The organism is Sediminitomix flava (assembly GCF_003149185.1).
Taxonomy (GTDB): Bacteria; Bacteroidota; Bacteroidia; order Cytophagales; family Flammeovirgaceae; genus Sediminitomix; species Sediminitomix flava.
In genome coordinates this window covers 348,587-365,874 of sequence record NZ_QGDO01000001.1, presented here as the reverse complement: position 1 = coordinate 365,874, position 17,288 = coordinate 348,587, and the positions used below count along the sequence as shown (strand labels likewise).

Genomic DNA, 17,288 nt, shown 5'->3' with positions numbered 1-17,288 from the left:
CTTGAGTCCTAGCAAATATGTTCTGAGTTAGAAACAAACTGCTTTTAGATATGAACAATTCGTTTGTCAATGAAATAAATGAAAGTGTAAAACATTGGTACATTCCTTTAATCATTGGACTCAGTTTTATTGGTCTTGGAATTTGGGTTTTTATGGCTCCTGCTAGTTCTTATAAGACATTTTCTATTTTATTTAGTATCTCATTTTTGGTAAGTGGTATCTTAGAAATTCTTTTCGCGGTAGCAAATAAAAGGGTTTTTGGAAGTTGGGGATGGGCTTTAATTATGGGGATTTTAAATCTAGTACTCGGAATTCTTTTGCTCAAAGATGTAGAAATGGCGATGGAGGTCTTAGCATTATACATTGGTTTTTTAGTCTTGTTTAGGTCTTTGGGAGCAATTAGTACTTCTTTAGAATTAAGTCATTTCAGAATGTCTGGATGGGGAAGTCTACTAGTAATTGGTATTTTGGGAATCATTTTAAGTACGATTCTGATTTGGAGGCCTCAAGCTGCTGCCTTTTCAGTTGTAATCTTTATGGGCTTGACACTGATCTCTTTTGGTGCTTCAATGGCTTTTATTTCTCTTAAATTAAAGAAAGTTCATACGCATGTAAAAGAGCTAAAGGAAGAGCAAGATGGAGGTGAGTTTTAATTTAACTCTTAGGTAAGAATAAAAATGAATGGTTGAAGTCTAGAAGTTTATACCAAAAAGACTTAAGCCATTCATTTTTATATTATGAAATGTAATCCCTAAATTTGTTCGTTTTTTAATAATCGCAACAAACAATATACATATACTATGGGATGGCAACAAAGAACAGCCTTGTTGTTGGATGATGATCAACTCCAAAAACTTCAGAATGCTCACGTACTTATCATTGGCCTTGGGGGTGTAGGAGGCTACGCTGTAGAACAAGTAGCTAGAGCTGGAGTTGGTAAAATTACATTGGTTGATGGAGATGTGGTTGAACAAAGTAACAGAAACCGTCAATTGGCAGCTTTAGTAAGCACTGACAATCAACCAAAAGCTCAAGTTTTAGGTAATCGTGTAAAAGACATCAATCCAGATGTAGACTTGACAATCAAAGAAATTTTCTTGGATGAAAGTAATATTGATACTCTTTTGGATGAATCTACTTATGATTTCGTCATCGAATGTATCGATACACTTACACCTAAAGTTTTTGTCATCAAAGGTTGTGTAGACCGAAAGCTTAAGTTTGTAAGTGCTATGGGTGCAGGAGGAAGATTAGATCCTTCTCAAGCTCAAATGGCAGATATTTCAGAAACTTATAATTGTTTCTTCTCTCGAAAAGTGAGAAAGCGCCTAAGACAAGAATTCAAAATCAATAAAGGAGTTCGTGTTGTCTTTTCTCCAGAAGATATCGATAAATCTAAAGTACACGATACAAGCAAAGATGCAGGAGGGAAATTTAAACGTTCAGTGATCGGGACAATTTCTTTTATGCCAGCTGTTTTTGGTCTCTACTGTGGGGCTGAAGCTGTACGAGGCATTATAGGATTGAAAAAATAGATAATTAAAAAAGCCGATTCTCTAATATTTTGAATCGGCTTTTTTTTGTACTACTTCACTTCTTTTCTAGTGGATAATATAGATACAATCTGAGGATATCCTTTTTCATCAGCAATATCTGAGGCTTTATGATCCATACTATCCGTAATTGAAGGGTCAGCTCCGTTGGTCAGGAGTAATTCTACCACTTTCATTCTGCCGTAAGAAGCCGCCAAATGTAGAGGCGTTTCCCTAAAATTATTCTGATAATCTATTTCAGCACCTTTGTTCAAAATCTCGTAGACCACTTTTTCATTTGTATATCTGCATGCCCAGTGCAGAGGTGTATTTCCTGAAAAATCAGCTTGATTTACTTCTGCCCCAAATTTCAATAGGGTAGACACATAATAACTATTTTTCTTTTTGATCAGTCTAATCAAACTAGTTTCATGAATTTGGTTTGTAGCATTTGGGTCTGCACCCGCATTAAGAAGCGGTAAAAGTAAATCCCAATGCTCCAAATTAATGGCTACGTGTAAGGCTGTATTCCCTTCTTGATTTCTTTCATTGGGGTTTTGTCCCTTGTCTAATATTTTGATTAGAGATTTACTATCGTTTTGCTCGATAGCTTTCCAGTATTTTTTATTCTTGGTGCCTTGAGCCGATATGTTAAAAAAAGGTAAGTTTATCAACATCAAACTAAGAAGCAGGGCAGTATATTTAGGAGTAAATCTCATAGCTGGATATGGTTAGTAGTCTGAATATAAATAGAAGAGAATCAATAAATATTCCAAAACGAAAAGCTTGTAAGTTATTCCTATGTAATACGAAAAAGGAAATTCAAGAATTCAAATCTTAAGAAAAGTTCAGTAATGTTTGAATTAGTTTAAGTAAAAAATTGAGTGTATTTTTACTCAGATAATTCTTGTGATTATTTCGTGCTAAAAACTTGGGAGGGAAATATGAAGCTAACATTTTGGGGTGCAGCAAAGCAAGTCACCGGAAGTGCATTTTTATTGGAGTTAGAAGATGATTACCGTGTTTTAATCGATTGCGGACTTGATATGGGGAATATGAAAGAAGATATGCCCCTGTATGCTGGCTCAAGCTTCCCATTTGACCCTAGTATGGTCAATTTGGTTCTACTCACGCATGCCCATCTAGATCATTCGGGTAAAATTCCACTTCTTTATAATGAAGGTTTTGAAGGACAGGTTCTTTGTACTTCTCCTACTTTAGCTTTGGCTGAAATCTTGTTATTAGATTCGGCAAATATCAATATGAAGAAGAAAAAGGCTTATCAGAAAGAAAAGTCTCGCGGAGGAAATTTGAAGCGTTTCACTTTCAACCCTGATGACCTTTATTCTCCCAAAGATGTAAAAAATGCGATTGATCGCTTCGTCCCAATTCAATTTAAAAGGAGGTTTAATGTAAAGGAAGGTTTAGATATTACATTTATTCCAACAGGACATTTGTTGGGTGCCGCTAACATTTACCTTCATATTACTGAAAATGGAGAAGAGAAAACAATTCTATTCTCAGGAGATATAGGACGAAAGAATTATCCATTGTTACAAGATCCAGAAGAAGCACCACAAGCAGACTATTTGGTTTGTGAAACTACTTACGGAAATCGTTATCATTCTTCGATTTCGGATTCTTCTGTTGAACTAATAAGAGTGATTAAAGAAACTTGTGTTGATAAAACAGGTAGACTAATTATACCAGCTTTTAGTATCGGGCGTACTCAAGCAGTATTGTATACTTTGCATCAGTTATATGCAAATAATGAATTGCCTCCAATCAAGATTTTTGCAGATAGTCCATTAGCATTAAAGAGTAATAATATTTATGAAAATTATTCTCATTTCTTAAATGTTGAGGCACAAGAGTTCAAGAAAGAATTTGGAAGCTTATTCGATTTCGATCATATGCATTATGTGCATGACACAAAGGATAGTAAAGCCATTTCTAATTATAATGAGCCTTGTATTATCATTTCATCTTCAGGAATGATTGAAGGAGGAAGAATTCAACACCATATTAGAGCAAATATTGAGAATCCTTATTCAACTATCATGATGGTCGGTTTCTCTGCTGAAGGAACTTTGGGTGCTAAATTGTTAAATAAGGAAGAAAGTCTAAAATTTGACGGACGTGAAGTTCCAGTTTTAGCAAAGATTGAACACACAGATTCTTTCAGTGGTCATGGTGACTTGAACGATTTACTCTATTTTGTGGAGCAACAAGATCAGCAAAAGCTGAAGCAAGTTTTCTTAGTTCATGGAGAGGAAGAGTCGATGAACGATTTTAAAGGAAGCTTAGAAGAGAAAGGTTATGGAAATATCATGATTCCGACTAAAGGTGATACTGTAACATTGTAAATCATGATTGAGAAAGTTGCTTTTATTGGTGCTGGAAAAGTAGCATGGCATTTAGCACAAGCGTTGCAAAAGCATTGTGAAATTACAGAAATCTATAGTCGAAACTTAGATACTGCTCAAGAGTTAGCGGAAAGGGTAAGTGCAAATGCTACTAATAGCCTCGATTTCAGTAAATCTGAAGCACAACTTCTTATCATTTCCATTCCAGATGATGCCATTGAGGGTGTTTCTAAAGAGTTAAAGATTACAAACAATGTATTAGTTGTTCATACATCAGGGGCTAAACCAAGAGAAATATTTGATCCGTTTTTTGAAAAAAATGGAGTGTTTTATCCACTTCAAACATTTTCAAAAGAGAAAGAAGTTGATTTCTTAAATATACCTTTTTGTTTGGATGCTAAGCAGACTCAAGATTTAGAGAATCTAAAAAATCTTGCAGATTTACTTTCCAAGAAGGTCTATAAAATGACGAGTGAACAGCGCGGAAACCTTCATGTTGCGGCTGTTTTTGCAAATAATTTTGTCAATCATTTTCTGACTATTGCAGAAAATCAGTTGGCAAAAGCAAATCTACCTCTAGAAATTCTTGAAAATTTAGTTCGAGAAACAATAGATAAAGCTTTTGATATAGGGCCATCAAATGCACAAACAGGTCCTGCGATAAGAGGAGATAAACAGACAATTCAACAACATTTGAAGAGAATAGAGGAGGAGAGTCGAAAAGAATTATATCAAAAGCTAAGTAAAGATATTCAAGATTTTTATTCTACGGATCGGTCGTAGAAATCAGCATTTCGGTGATAAATTACTGAATTGAAAACAATTATTTACAAATTAGCGTAGTAGTAGTAGATTGATTACTTTTACAGCCTTGTAGAATAGTACTAAGAATTATGGAAACAATATTACTTGCAATAGGCTTTATAGCTTTGTTTTTTATAGGAATGTCTGTAAAGATTATCTTTAAGAAAGATGGTAAATTTGAAGGAACTTGTGCTTCAAATAGTCCTTTGTTGAATCCTGAAGGCAAAGCATGTACTTTCTGTGGGAAAGATCCAAGTCTATGCGAAAACCGAAATAAGTAGTTAAACCTATTTCTTAAATAAATTAGCCCTAGCAAAATTGATAATTGCTAGGGCTATTTTTATGCTTGCACTTTATTCTCAAAAAGCATTTCCATATGAGGAATGTTATCTTCTAAGTATTCTTCAGAAACTTGCTTGAAGCCAATTCCTTCATAAAACTTTCTTAGATACATTTGTGCACTAATACGTATCGAATCTTTTTTCAATTGATTTGTGATAAAGCTAATGCCTTTTTCTACCAAAGGAACACCCCAACCCTGTCTTCTAAAATCTGGGTGAGTTACAATTCTCCCAAGTGAAGGTTCTTCATAAGAAATACCAGGCTTCACGATTCTCAAATATCCCATCAATCTATTATTCTCATCTCTTTGCATCAAGTGATAAGAATCTTGATCTTTATTATCCAAATCTTGATATGGGCAGTCTTGCTCTATGACAAAAACAAGTACTCTAAGTTGGATTATTTCGTATAGTTCTTCTTTACTAAGTTCGTTATAAGATTTTAATTCAAAGTACATAATCAGTCTGTTCTATTATCTCCACTATCCTAAAATCACTCGTTATAACATTGATTACTTGATAAATATAACTATGTTTTTCTGATATAGAAAATAGCTATATTTCTTTGAAAATGGGCAGTTAGTCTAATGTTAATTCGTTTGATCTGAATGTTTAATATAGTTCAATATATGTAAATAATTATAGAATTTTTAAAAATTATCAGCTTATTGCGTGCCGTTATCCAATAGGAAAGGTGAATACGACCAATAAGAGCCCTCCTGTTGTAAAAGATCTATCAACGACTGAAATTTTTAAAATCGACCAAGAATGAAATCAATTTTCACAATGTTATTGTGCGTGATCGGTGTGTCCGTATCATTCGCACAAGAATCTTCTAACCCATTATCATTTGGTGTAAAAGGTGGTGCTAACGTAACAGCTTTAAGAGTAGAAAATCCTGACGGTGGCTTTGTAGCTGGCGGATTTGGAGGACTCTACACAAATTACCGTGTTTCAGAAAAATTTGCGGTTCAGCTAGAAGTGCAATACGGACAACATGGTGTGTACTCAAATGTAAATTCTGATGTGACTATTCCTGCATCAATGATTAGCCCTGATCTTCCTCAAAATATGTTTGGTACAATGGAAACTCTTGGTAGAGTTAACATCAGAACTGAATACCTTTCAATCCCTGTAGTAGCGCAGTATTACTTAGGAGAAAAAAAGAATTTTGCAATTGAAGCCGGAGCGGTATTTAGTTTCTTGACAAGATCAGAAGTAGAATTTGATGGCACTTCACAAGTAAAAGACATCCATTTGTTAGTAGATGGTAACCAAGTTCCTGCTGGTATCGATGATATTGATATCACAGAAACAACAGCAAACTCTATTGAGGAAGGTACTCAATTCAAGAAATTTGACTTTGCTTTGACTGCTGGTGCTGCCTATTATATTCCAAATACGAACTTCAACATCAACTCAAGAGTAGTATACGGGCTTACAGATGTAGCAGATAATACAACTCCAGATGATTGGAAAAAGACTATAAACTTCCAGTTTGGCTTAGGTTATACTTTCTAAAGTGTAATTTGTGAAATCACTTAAATAAAAAGGTCTCAAGAAAAGCTTCTTGAGGCCTTTTTATGTTTAATTCTTAGTAATTGCTTTTGCCCAATTTGGCAAATTAAGAATCTTATTTCCTTTCAGATTAATGTTACTAAGTTTAGTAAGTTTCTTTAAGTTATCTACAAGTCCCCAAATTTTATTGTCTGAAGCTTCCAGAGTTTTCAGTTTAACTAAGTTTTCTAACCAATCTGGTAATTCCCAAAGCTGGTTTTTAGAAAGGTTAAGTTCCTCTAACGAGCTAAGTTCTTCAATCACGGAAGGAGCTTCTTTAAACTGATTATTTGAAAGGTCTAATCTTTTTAAAGACTTCAACTTTCCTAGAGTATCAGGTAACCTCCAAAGTTTGGTCGTACTAATATCTAGCGTATTAAGCTGAGCTAAATTTCCGACTTCATCAGCCAGTTCCTGTAATGGATTTCCTCCAAGTTCCAAAACTTCAAGTTTTTCTAAACGACCAATACTATTTGGTAATTTCCAAAGCTCATTTTCTTTAAGGTCTAATACTCGTAACGAAGGAATTTCAGCTACTTCAGAAGGTAATTCCCATAACTTATTGTTACTAATCGTTACTTCTTTGAGGTGTTTAAATTGGGTAAGCTCCAGTGGAAAGTTCCAAAGTTTATTTTTAGATAGGTTAATTTTTTCAAGTTTTTCAAGAGCAACCAACTCTTTAGGGAAGACAGGTAATCCTTTGTCTGATAAGTTCAACTCAATTACATGTCCATTTTCAATTTTCACAAAAGTTTCCTCTTGCTTTATCTTTAAGTCATTTAGGACTTTATTCTCAATTGCGTTCAGTTCCACCTCTCTACGATTCTTGGTTTGACGTTTATGGTTTAAAACATAAACTGTTAATAGTGGAATCTATTTTCAAATATTAGATTCACGTTCTTAAGTTAATCTAATTTTTTCTGAAATGTTTGATATTTTTTAGCATTCACTGAATCTGGTGAAGAAAAGTTGAGATAAAGCCGTATTTTTGAATTTTATTTTAGCAAGATAAAATTTTGATAAACCATAAAAGAAATGACGCAGGAAAACATAGCACCTCTTTTTACCAATGATGCAATCGTATTTGGAATACTGATGTTGGCATTGGCTTTTGTGTTTCATACCTCACAATCAGAAAATAAGATATGGAAATCATTCTATAAGGTAGTACCAGCACTTTTAATGTGTTACTTAATCCCTTCATTATTGAATTCCGCGAATATCATATCAAAGGATTATTCAAATCTTTATAGCGTAGCCAAAAATTATCTTTTGCCTGCCAGTTTGGTACTTATGACACTGAGTATTGATATGAAAGGTATCATGAGACTTGGTCCTAAGAGTTTGATCATGTTCTTTACTGCTACAGTAGGTATTGTATTGGGAGGACCTTTAGCTATCCTTATTGTTTCTATTTTCTCACCAGAAACAGTTGGTGGAGCAGGAGCTACAGAAGTTTGGAGAGGTTTAGCTACTCTTGCAGGAAGTTGGATTGGTGGTGGCGCAAACCAGACTGCCATGTTAGAAATCTATAAGTATGACCAGACTTTGTATTCTGGTATGGTGGCAGTAGATATTATCGTAGCGAATATTTGGATGGCATTTATTCTTTATGGAGTAGGGAAGTCTAAGAAAATTGATAAATGGCTTAAAGCAGATGCTTCAGCAATTGAGACTTTGAAAAATAATGTGGAAAGTTATCAAAATAGTATAACTAGAGTGCCAACCTTAAAAGATCTAATTTTGATTGGAGGTATTGCTTTTGGTGCTGTTGGTTTTTCTCACATGGCTTCAGAAACTTTTGTGAAGTTTTTCGGCGGGTTTACACAATTCGAAGGAACAGTATTGACTAGTGCTTTTTTTTGGATCGTAGTCGTATCAACGACAATTGGTTTGGCGTTGTCATTTACAAAAGCAAGACAACTTGAAGGTGCTGGAGCTTCTAAAATGGGAAGTGTGTTCATCTATATTCTAGTGGCCACAATCGGGATGAAGATGGATATAACGAAAACATTGGAAAATCCAGGGCTTTTGGTAGTAGGTCTTCTATGGATGGGGCTTCATGTTGCATTACTTGTAGCTGTTGCAAAAGCGATTAGAGCACCATTCTTCTTCTTAGCTGTTGGTAGTAAAGCAAATGTAGGAGGTGCAGCTTCGGCACCAGTTGTAGCTTCAGCTTTTCATCCATCATTAGCCCCTGTTGGTGTATTGTTAGCTGTTTTGGGTTATGCTTTAGGTACTTATGGCGCAATTATTTGTGCGCAACTTATGCAACTTGTCTCTCCTTAAGACTCAAGTACCAATAAATGAAAAAAGGTATGCTGTAACACAGTATACCTTTTTTTATGCCTTTTTTAAAATGGCATCAATACAATCCTTTGAAGGAGAAAGATTCAATTCATCTAGTTGGTGTAAAGTTTTTTCATATGAACGGAGTGCCTCTAGGGTTTCCCTATTCAAATGAAGTTCATCCATGAATTGATCTTCTTCATTTGTATCCATTTCTTTAAATAGATATAAAATGAGTAAATCAGATTGAGAAAAAACAGACATAGCAATAGATCTTGGTACTTATAATACCAACGTGAGAACCAGTACTTTCGTGTGTATTTTTATGAAAATGAAATTTTTCAAAAAATAAATGTTAAAATAATGAATGAACGTTCACTTTTATGAAATTTTTATCTACCTTTGAGATATCAATAAGCTTAGAAAGAGTTGATAGATCGATTATTGAAAGCAAAGAAATTGTTTAACTTGGTCGTTAAAATACAAGGCTTTATACGCCTATTATCCTAAAATTTGGTCGTTGATGGATAAAAAGTATAAATCGTTTTTTGATAATCTAAGACTGACATTATCTGACTAAATCCTTTGTGCATACGTACACAAAGGATTTTTTTATTTGCTATTATTTCAAAGGGCTTTTTTCTGAAGATTGACTATCAGGGAATTTTATAAAATTACTCTGATGTGTCTTTTGCTCTAGTGTTCCATTTAATACGCTAGGAAATTCTATATTCTGAGATTTGTCAATATTCAGTCCTTCTGATCCTCTTAGGTAAGCATCTTCATTTCTATTCTTATTCCAATAATCAACCATCATTCGCTTGTTCAGAGTCGCTTTGGCTGTCATAGGTTGAGCATTTTTCCCATTTCCACTGATAAAGGTTTCTTCCCAAGATTGGATTTCATGAGGAAAAGCACTTTTGAAATGAATCTTCAATTCTCGATTTATGGAATGATAAACTATTCGATAGGTGTATAAACTAGAATCTTGAGGGTTTTGAAATAAAGAAAGTGTGGCCTTTTCTGCTTTCAACTCTTTATGTCTCATTTGTTGTGTAAGCATAGATGGAATAACCATTTGATCACCTTCAGGAAGTTCGTCAGGATTAATTCTGATAATATTCCAAACTTCATCTTCAAGTAGATATTTTGGCATTTTTTTCTTTATCAATTCTTCTCCTTCAAAATAGGATTGAGAAAAATAAGATAAATAATCATCTTGATTCATGATGCTTGTAAAATACTGCCCACACCATTCTTGGTTAGATAAAGTAAGTTTTAAACTTGCTGGTATCTGATAAGAGGTCACAGGTGTAAAAACTGACTGCATCAAAGAATAAGGATAAATTCCAGTATCAAAATTCTTCATCAAATTGCATTTAAGAACAGATACACCATCTTTTTTATCCGGTTGATCGAGTTTGACAAATCGAGTTTTACTAAATGGCTCTGTCACAAAAATAAGTACAGCATTTCCACTTCTATATTCTCCATAACGAGGTTGTTCTAAGTGGTAAGAAGTTATTTCAGCCTTAGAATTGTACCAATAAGTATTAAATGAGGTACTAGGTTCTAAAATGGGTTCTTGCTTTACATGTTCAGAAGACTGTTGACTACAAGCCCATAAGAACACCAGAATAAAAGGAGTAAGAACTTTTACAGACATTGTTGTTAGTGAAAGTTGTGATTGAGTTTTTAAGAATATCGGATTAATATTTATCCGATGTATCTTCTACCTTTTCGTTGAAGGCTGTTATAATAGAATTTACAATGAATTGTGTGTTCATCGTTTTACGGTTGAAACCAATGTCAAAGTATTCGCTTTTGAAGTCTGGGTCTAAGAACTTCATGAGGTTATCCCTTTTTTCATCCATTTCTTTCACAAGCTTACTCGCTTCTTTATAAGAAATGTCTTTAGTGACACTAATCCTTTGTGCTCTCCACTCAAAAGGTGCTGAGATTCTTACATTCAGACTCGTAGGGTTATTCTTTGTGAATACAACGCCTCCTCGTCCAATCAAGATTACATTACCTCTTGTCAGATAGGAATTAGTAGTTTTTCTTAGGGCTTTGTTCAGTTTGCTGTCAAGAGTGTTATAATCTTTTGAGAAAGTCATCATCAAAAACTGAACAATGTCTCGTTCTTCAGGGGTGCTTGCATTGTTGACAAAGTGAGGGTCAACACCCATTTTTTCTGATACTTTATTTAAAATAGTCTTGTTGACATAAATCCAAGGTTCTTCCTCGGAGCCGGAAGCTTTTAGTTCTTTGTTGAAGTGGTCAGTTAAACCTTTACAGATTTCTTCTGCATTGCAACCAAATGTACGAGAAATAGTAATGATTGGCTTTGATTGCGTGTTTACGCCTTGGCTTTGATCTTCAGCCATTTGATCATGTTTGATACGATCAGAGATGTATTTGAATAGTGCTGTATCCATAGGGTTAGTGGTTTTTGGTTAACCTTAAGATACAAAAAAAATGGGCATAAATTTAGATTTATACCCAAAATAACAGCTTGTGGATTAATATATTATCGGAGGAATAGTTGTCTGAAAATTATAACCAAAACAGCAATGAAGAACATGAGTATTGAAATCTTATTTACACCATGCATCATTCTCAAACTCAAATTAGGTTTTTCTCCTTTTCGCTTAGAAAAAATACCAAAAATGTAACGGAAAACATCTCCAAAAGAGAAATACTCCTTCAGGCGATTACTGTTTTTTGGTTCTTGTGTTGTCATATATGTAATTTTTTGTGATTTTGTAAGAACGATCAATTAGATGCTTTTGCTTATACAACCCCAAGTATACGAAAAGGTTTGCTCTAAAGTATCGAAAACAACACAATAGAAACCATAAACACCAACTCAATGACTTACTATTATAGAATGGGAGAAATCCCTAAAAAAAGGCATACCCAATTCCGAAAACCTGATGGGAGTCTTTATAGAGAAGAGCTAGTAAGCTCCAAAGGATTTTCTGGCATTTATTCAAATTTGTATCATCACAGACAGCCTACAAATGTGAGGGAGGTGAGAAAACCAATTCCTTACAGAAATAGGATTGTAGATGAATACGGACTCTTACAAACTCATCTGAAAACTTCAAATATAGAGTTTACAGGAGAAGATTATTTGGATGCGCGTAAGATGCTTTTGGCAAATAAAGATGTAGAAATGGGAATTTGTTGTCCTACAGAAAAGGAAATGGACTATTTCTATAAAAATGCTGATGGGGATGAACTTTTATTTGTACATGAAGGAAGTGGTTGGCTCATTTCTCAGTTTGGAAAACTTAGGATCCAACAAGGGGATTATGTAGTAATACCTAGAACAACAATTTATAAACTTTCCTTTGATGAAGACCCTGTTCGATTGTTAGTGATTGATTCAAAGGTTCCAATAGAAACAGTGAGTCGTTATCGAAATGAACTTGGTCAATTAGAGGAACATTCTCCATACTGTGAGCGTGATATTCATCCACCATCTGAATTATTGGTAGAAAATGAAGACAAGGAAACATTAATTCAGATTAAAAAAGGAGGGTATCTTCATCAGTATGTCTATGATTTTTCACCTTTAGATGTAGTTGGTTGGGATGGTTTTCTTTTCCCTTATACATTCTCAATTTATGATTTTGAGCCAATAACAGGAAGAATCCATCAGCCGCCTCCCGTACATCAGACTTTCCAAGCTAGAAATGCTTTTGTTATTTGTTCATTTGTCCCAAGGTTATTTGACTATCATCCAGATGCAATTCCAGCGCCTTACAACCATTCAAACATAGATTCAGATGAAGTCTTGTATTATGTAGAAGGGAATTTTATGAGTAGGAAGGGAATCGACAGAGGTAGTTTTACCCTTCATCCAGGAGGTTTACCACACGGACCGCACCCAGGTACTATTGAAAAAAGTATAGGAGCAAAAGAAACGGAAGAGTACGCGGTTATGCTTGATACCTTTGGGCCACTTTATGTGACAGAACAAGGAATGGAATATGTAGATAAAGATTATCCATATAGCTGGCAAGAATAATAAAAAAGCCTTCAGGTCATCAGACTTGAAGGCTTTCAATTTTTTTATATCGAGAGATTAGAATCTGTAACGAACATTAACGCCGAAGTTACCAGCGTTAAAGTTTGTGTTACTTCCTCCTTCTCCGTTATTTCCAAAGAAGTTAAGCATTGGTCTCCAGTCGAAACCAACTGTAATTGGAGCGTTGAATTGGTATTCAACACCACCTTCACCACCAATACCTAGAGTGAAGTCATCATGTAGACCTAAACCAACACCAGGACCTACATAAAATTTGATTTTTTGATCTACTACAAAATTCCAGTCATAGAATCCTTCCAAGCCAACTCCTCCACTTCCGAAGGTCATACCTGCATGGATACGATTAGCACCACCTAAGTTGTAAACGAAATCAATACCAGCATTCCAGCCATCCGTAAGGCGAAGACCAAGCTCCATTCCGCTCATATTTACTTGTTGAGCACCTTTTTTATTTTGGCTGTTACTTTTATCACCATCTCCATCAGTTTCAGTTGCGAATACCGATAAAGACAAGAATGCTAGCGCTAAAAAGCTAATTAATTTTTTCATAGAAAGATTATTGAAATTGATTTTTCCAAGAGAACAAAATTAGCAAGAATTGTACTATTTAAGTCTAATATTAAAAATTATTGTGAGTGTTAAATGTGAAACAAAAACAAAAAGCGCTTCTAGAGGTTAAAAAAACGTGTTGAAATGAACTTTTATAGAATAAAGGATAAAGTTTCTTTCTTGAAAATTTTTATTTACAAACAATTGGAAATAAAAATCTGACTTCTTTCTTTTGTGCAAAATCTAAAAGCGTGGTGAAAAAATATCTAACATATGGCACTTTGTATATGAGTATCCTTGTGGTAATACTCAATGCATTGTCTATGCCTATACTTTTGTTAGATTATGAAGCCCGAAAAGATTTTATTGCTGAAAACTTCTGTGTCAATAAGAGTCGACCAAAATTGGCTTGTAATGGAAAATGTTTTCTGAAAAAATCAATTGAGCATGAAGGTGAAGCAGATCAGACTTCTAATGCTGAAAGTTTCACTGTTACAACTACTTTTCCGATTTGGGTTTCAAATTTATTTGACTTAGACTTTTTGTCGGTTAGTGGATTTTCAGCCAAGAAAACCTATAATACCGTCATATTTTTACTCAAATCTTCTTTTTATTCTTCTTTTTTAAGACCTCCTCAGCTCTAATTTCCATTTCGATTTAGGACTAAAATCAGTATGCTATTCTTACTTAGAGTAACACTGTAATGTCTTATAACAAAGTGAAAACATGTTATTTCCTACCATCTTTTCCTCATATTAAATTGGAGGATTTAGCGTGGTAAGGAGCTGTATGCCTATTTTAAAAAATGAGAATAATGAAAAAATCAAATATCCTTCATTCCCTAATTTTCGCCCTAGTAAGTTTAATATTCTTTTCTTGTACAGATGAGTCTGAAAATAATGATTCTACTCCAGATATGAGTATGTATGAGATGATTGCTTCAGAGGAACTATCAGAGTTGAATGCTGTAGCGCATATATATGCTACTGAGAAGTTATTTGCAGGATACAATAAGTTTGTTGTGGCTCTTTATGATGTTGAAACAAATGAATTGTTGTCATCGTCTAAAGTTAAACTTATGCCAATGATGGATATGGTTGAAATGGGGATGATGCATTCAGCACCTGTTGATCAGCCTACTGTTGGTGATGATAATTTGTACTATGGTGGAATTGTCTTCCAAATGGCAAGTATGGGAGATATGGGTATCTGGACATTGAACTTGAAAGTAGAAGACGAAACACAAAACATTTCATCTACTGTAGAAATTGAAATTGAAGTAATGGATAAGCAATCGACTTATCAAGGTGAAGATGCTACTTACCAAACTGTGATAAGAAGAAAACTTGAAGATAAAACATATATTTTCTCTTATTACTTTGTAGATGGAGAACCCGCAGTGAAAAGCAATGATGTGGTATTGACAGCTCACGTAATGGAAGATATGATGACATTTACTCCTCTGACAAACCTAAACGTTGAATGGAAACCAACAATGCCTTCTATGGGACATGGTTCTCCAGGAAATGAAAATCCTACAGAAATTAAAGATGGGTATTACCAAGGAGTTCTGAATTTCACAATGACAGGAGATTGGTTAGTCGATTTGAAAATTTCTTCTGATGAAATGGAATATCTAAATAGTTTAGAGGACGAATCACATCACTCTTTCTATTTAGAATTCTAAGAGACTTTATAATATATAGAATGAGGACGGCTAAAGTCCTCATTCATTCTTTACAGAAAAATCTATGTATATGAGAAAAGTATTATTGATCCTTTTTTCAGTTTTACTTCTGTCTGAAGTCTCTATTGCACAAGAAGAAGATTCTTTAAATATTCATTTTTTAGATGAAATTGAAGTTGAAAGCTCTTTGAACACTCAAATCCTTTTTCATCAACAAGGGCAAATGGATATGGTAGAAGGGATGTTAGAAAAACATCCTTCTATGCAAATGATCAGAAGGGGAAATTATGCCCAAGAACCAATTATTAACTCTTTATCTTCTGGGCAAATCAATGTGAGTATTGATGGTATGCGCATTTTTGGAGCCTGTACAGACAAAATGGATCCTGTGACTTCTTACATTGAAATCAATAATTTATCTGAAGCAGTCATTCATTCTGATCATGGTTCTCAAAAAATAGGATCAAATCTTGGAGGTAGCTTAGATTTGAAACTTCAAGATATACCTACATCCGCTGAGCCTTTTTCGGGTACTTTGCGCTCAAAGTACAGCTCAAATACCAGTGGACAAGATTATCAAGCCGTTTTAAACTATCAGACTGAAAAATGGAAAATTAGGTATTCTGGAAGTTTGCGAATGCATGAAAATTATACAGATGGGAATGGAAATGAAATCCAGTATTCGCAGTATAATAAAACTAATCATGCCATTTCAACATCATTGATCAATAAGAGTGAAGGAGTTTGGAATGCTACTTTTATTCTTGATGAGGCTTGGGATATTGGTTATCCAGCATTACCAATGGATGTATCTACAGCATCGGGAAAGATCTTTGGAGTAGGCTATAAGCAAAAAAATCTCAATTCAATCATTGATAGACTTGAAGCTAAAATTTATGCCAATCAGATCACGCACATTATGGATGATACTCAACGAGAGGATGTGGCCATTCATATGGATATGCCCGGTTGGAGTACAACATACGGGAGTTACTTGGAATTAGAAGGCATGAAAGGAAAGCATCATTGGAATATGAGAGCAGATGTCTATTCCAATGAAGTAAGAGCCGAGATGACTATGTATCCTGAAAATGCACCACCTTCTTTTATGCTGACTTGGCCAGATACAAGAAGAACGGTTTCTGGATTATTTTTGGAAGATAGACTACATTTTTCACCAAGTTTAGAGCTTTATGCGAATGTGAGAGCTGATTTGTCACATACACAAATGCTCTCTGAAATGGGAAGAGGACAGTTTGAAAACTTCAATTACGTGATTCCTGATGTAGATCACAGATTTATCATTAATGGACTGATTGGTACAAGCCTTGATTTAAGTGAAAATCTCAATTTAAATCTAAGTTTAGCTAAAAATGAACGTCTGTCTTCAGTTTCTGAGCTATATGGTTTCTACCTGTTTAATAGTTTTGATGGCTTTGATTATATCGGTAATCCAGATTTAGAGAATGAGCGAGCGATTCAGTTTTCATCTCAGTTATCTTATCAGAAAAGAAGTCTAAGCCTTAGTTTGAAAGCTTTTAATTATTGGGTGTCAAATACTATTTTGGGCGTAATAGAACCTGATTATGACCGAATGACGATTGGTGCAAATGGGGTAAAGAGCTATCAAAATATTGGGAATTCTATGCTGACTGGTTTACAGTTTGGTTCAGTTTGGAAACCAATCAAGGCTTTAGAATGGAATGTGACAGCGAGTTATCAAAAAGGAGAATTAGAGAATGGAGAGCCGTTGCCGTTTATTCAACCATTTACTCTTCAAAATACTTTATTCTTTAGACATGAGAATCTATTTACTCAGTTAGATTATACTTTTGCTGCAACTCAAAACCAAATTAATACTGATGTAGGAGAAGTAGCGACGTCTTCTTATCATTTGATAAATCTGAGAATTGGCTTCGAAGGAAAACTAGCAACTAATAATTATAGGGTAGAAGGAGGAATAGATAATCTTACTGATACAGCTTACCGTAACCATCTTGATTGGGGAGGGATTAATAGAATGGGTAGAAATATTCATTTGGGTTTATCATACTATTTCTAATCTTTTGAGATAGTTGAAAGAAATTAAAGTCTACTCTAGGTCTT

General features: G+C 34.5%; 19 protein-coding genes. 11 read left to right on the top strand and 8 right to left on the bottom strand.

The window, feature by feature from the left end; translation table 11 throughout:
- The first annotated feature begins 50 nt into the window (after positions 1-50).
- On the top strand, positions 51-653 hold the full coding sequence (locus BC781_RS01380; protein ID WP_109615456.1) for an HdeD family acid-resistance protein: 603 nt from the start codon (positions 51-53) through the stop codon (positions 651-653).
- Between the two features lie 147 nt (positions 654-800).
- A complete protein-coding gene (locus tag BC781_RS01375) occupies positions 801-1,535 on the top strand; it encodes a tRNA threonylcarbamoyladenosine dehydratase (protein ID WP_109615455.1) in 735 nt (244 codons plus the stop codon).
- Between the two features lie 50 nt (positions 1,536-1,585).
- Here the strand turns inward: BC781_RS01375 and BC781_RS01370 are convergent, their stop codons facing one another.
- Positions 1,586-2,251 (bottom strand): ankyrin repeat domain-containing protein, encoded by a 666-nt coding sequence (locus BC781_RS01370; RefSeq protein WP_109615454.1) that lies wholly within the window; start codon positions 2,249-2,251, stop codon positions 1,586-1,588.
- 225 nt (positions 2,252-2,476) lie between these two features.
- On the opposite strand from BC781_RS01370, the gene BC781_RS01365 reads away from it, so the two are divergent.
- The 3 genes from BC781_RS01365 (at position 2,477) to BC781_RS01355 (ending at position 4,983) form a co-directional block, all read left to right on the top strand.
- Positions 2,477-3,898, top strand: a complete 1,422-nt coding sequence (locus BC781_RS01365) for an MBL fold metallo-hydrolase RNA specificity domain-containing protein (RefSeq protein ID WP_109616556.1) — start codon at positions 2,477-2,479, stop codon at positions 3,896-3,898.
- Between the two features lie 3 nt (positions 3,899-3,901).
- A complete protein-coding gene (locus BC781_RS01360) occupies positions 3,902-4,681 on the top strand; it encodes a Rossmann-like and DUF2520 domain-containing protein (protein WP_109615453.1) in 780 nt (259 codons plus the stop codon).
- A 110-nt stretch (positions 4,682-4,791) separates the two neighbouring features.
- Positions 4,792-4,983, top strand: a complete 192-nt coding sequence (locus BC781_RS01355) for a membrane or secreted protein (RefSeq protein WP_109615452.1) — start codon at positions 4,792-4,794, stop codon at positions 4,981-4,983.
- A gap of 59 nt (positions 4,984-5,042) precedes the next feature.
- Here BC781_RS01355 and BC781_RS01350 read toward each other — a convergent pair whose 3' ends face one another.
- The gene (locus BC781_RS01350; protein ID WP_109615451.1) at positions 5,043-5,501 is read right to left on the bottom strand and encodes a GNAT family N-acetyltransferase; all 459 of its coding nucleotides are present in this window, start codon (positions 5,499-5,501) and stop codon (positions 5,043-5,045) included.
- Between the two features lie 310 nt (positions 5,502-5,811).
- Between BC781_RS01350 and BC781_RS01345 the strand changes: the two genes are divergently transcribed.
- A complete protein-coding gene (locus BC781_RS01345; protein WP_109615450.1) occupies positions 5,812-6,564 on the top strand; it encodes a porin family protein in 753 nt (250 codons plus the stop codon).
- A 66-nt stretch (positions 6,565-6,630) separates the two neighbouring features.
- Here the strand turns inward: BC781_RS01345 and BC781_RS01340 are convergent, their stop codons facing one another.
- On the bottom strand, positions 6,631-7,413 hold the full coding sequence (locus tag BC781_RS01340) for a leucine-rich repeat domain-containing protein (RefSeq protein WP_109615449.1): 783 nt from the start codon (positions 7,411-7,413) through the stop codon (positions 6,631-6,633).
- Between the two features lie 222 nt (positions 7,414-7,635).
- Between BC781_RS01340 and BC781_RS01335 the strand changes: the two genes are divergently transcribed.
- On the top strand, positions 7,636-8,889 hold the full coding sequence (locus BC781_RS01335) for a DUF819 family protein (RefSeq protein WP_109615448.1): 1,254 nt from the start codon (positions 7,636-7,638) through the stop codon (positions 8,887-8,889).
- Between the two features lie 54 nt (positions 8,890-8,943).
- On the opposite strand, the gene BC781_RS01330 is transcribed toward BC781_RS01335, so the two are convergent.
- The 4 genes from BC781_RS01330 to BC781_RS01315 all read right to left on the bottom strand — a co-directional run bounded on the left by BC781_RS01330 (position 8,944) and on the right by BC781_RS01315 (position 11,632).
- Positions 8,944-9,153 (bottom strand): hypothetical protein, encoded by a 210-nt coding sequence (locus tag BC781_RS01330; protein ID WP_109615447.1) that lies wholly within the window; start codon positions 9,151-9,153, stop codon positions 8,944-8,946.
- Between the two features lie 358 nt (positions 9,154-9,511).
- Positions 9,512-10,555, bottom strand: coding sequence for a hypothetical protein (locus BC781_RS01325; RefSeq protein ID WP_109615446.1), 1,044 nt, complete (start codon positions 10,553-10,555; stop codon positions 9,512-9,514).
- Between the two features lie 43 nt (positions 10,556-10,598).
- On the bottom strand, positions 10,599-11,327 hold the full coding sequence (locus BC781_RS01320; protein WP_109615445.1) for a cytidylate kinase-like family protein: 729 nt from the start codon (positions 11,325-11,327) through the stop codon (positions 10,599-10,601).
- Positions 11,328-11,419: 92 nt separating this feature from the next.
- Complete coding sequence (locus BC781_RS01315; protein WP_170123099.1) at positions 11,420-11,632, bottom strand: DUF6728 family protein; 213 nt, start codon at positions 11,630-11,632, stop codon at positions 11,420-11,422.
- A 129-nt stretch (positions 11,633-11,761) separates the two neighbouring features.
- On the opposite strand from BC781_RS01315, the gene BC781_RS01310 reads away from it, so the two are divergent.
- Positions 11,762-12,925: a homogentisate 1,2-dioxygenase gene (locus BC781_RS01310; protein ID WP_109615444.1), complete on the top strand. Its 1,164-nt coding sequence runs from the start codon at positions 11,762-11,764 to the stop codon at positions 12,923-12,925.
- Between the two features lie 57 nt (positions 12,926-12,982).
- Here BC781_RS01310 and BC781_RS01305 read toward each other — a convergent pair whose 3' ends face one another.
- The gene (locus BC781_RS01305) at positions 12,983-13,495 is read right to left on the bottom strand and encodes an outer membrane insertion C- signal (protein ID WP_109615443.1); all 513 of its coding nucleotides are present in this window, start codon (positions 13,493-13,495) and stop codon (positions 12,983-12,985) included.
- 254 nt (positions 13,496-13,749) lie between these two features.
- Between BC781_RS01305 and BC781_RS01300 the strand changes: the two genes are divergently transcribed.
- The 3 genes from BC781_RS01300 to BC781_RS01290 all read left to right on the top strand — a co-directional run bounded on the left by BC781_RS01300 (position 13,750) and on the right by BC781_RS01290 (position 17,244).
- Complete coding sequence (locus BC781_RS01300) at positions 13,750-14,139, top strand: hypothetical protein (protein WP_158281367.1); 390 nt, start codon at positions 13,750-13,752, stop codon at positions 14,137-14,139.
- Positions 14,140-14,309: 170 nt separating this feature from the next.
- Complete coding sequence (locus BC781_RS01295) at positions 14,310-15,182, top strand: FixH family protein (protein WP_158281366.1); 873 nt, start codon at positions 14,310-14,312, stop codon at positions 15,180-15,182.
- A 70-nt stretch (positions 15,183-15,252) separates the two neighbouring features.
- Positions 15,253-17,244: a TonB-dependent receptor gene (locus BC781_RS01290; RefSeq protein ID WP_158281365.1), complete on the top strand. Its 1,992-nt coding sequence runs from the start codon at positions 15,253-15,255 to the stop codon at positions 17,242-17,244.
- Positions 17,245-17,288 lie beyond the last annotated feature (44 nt).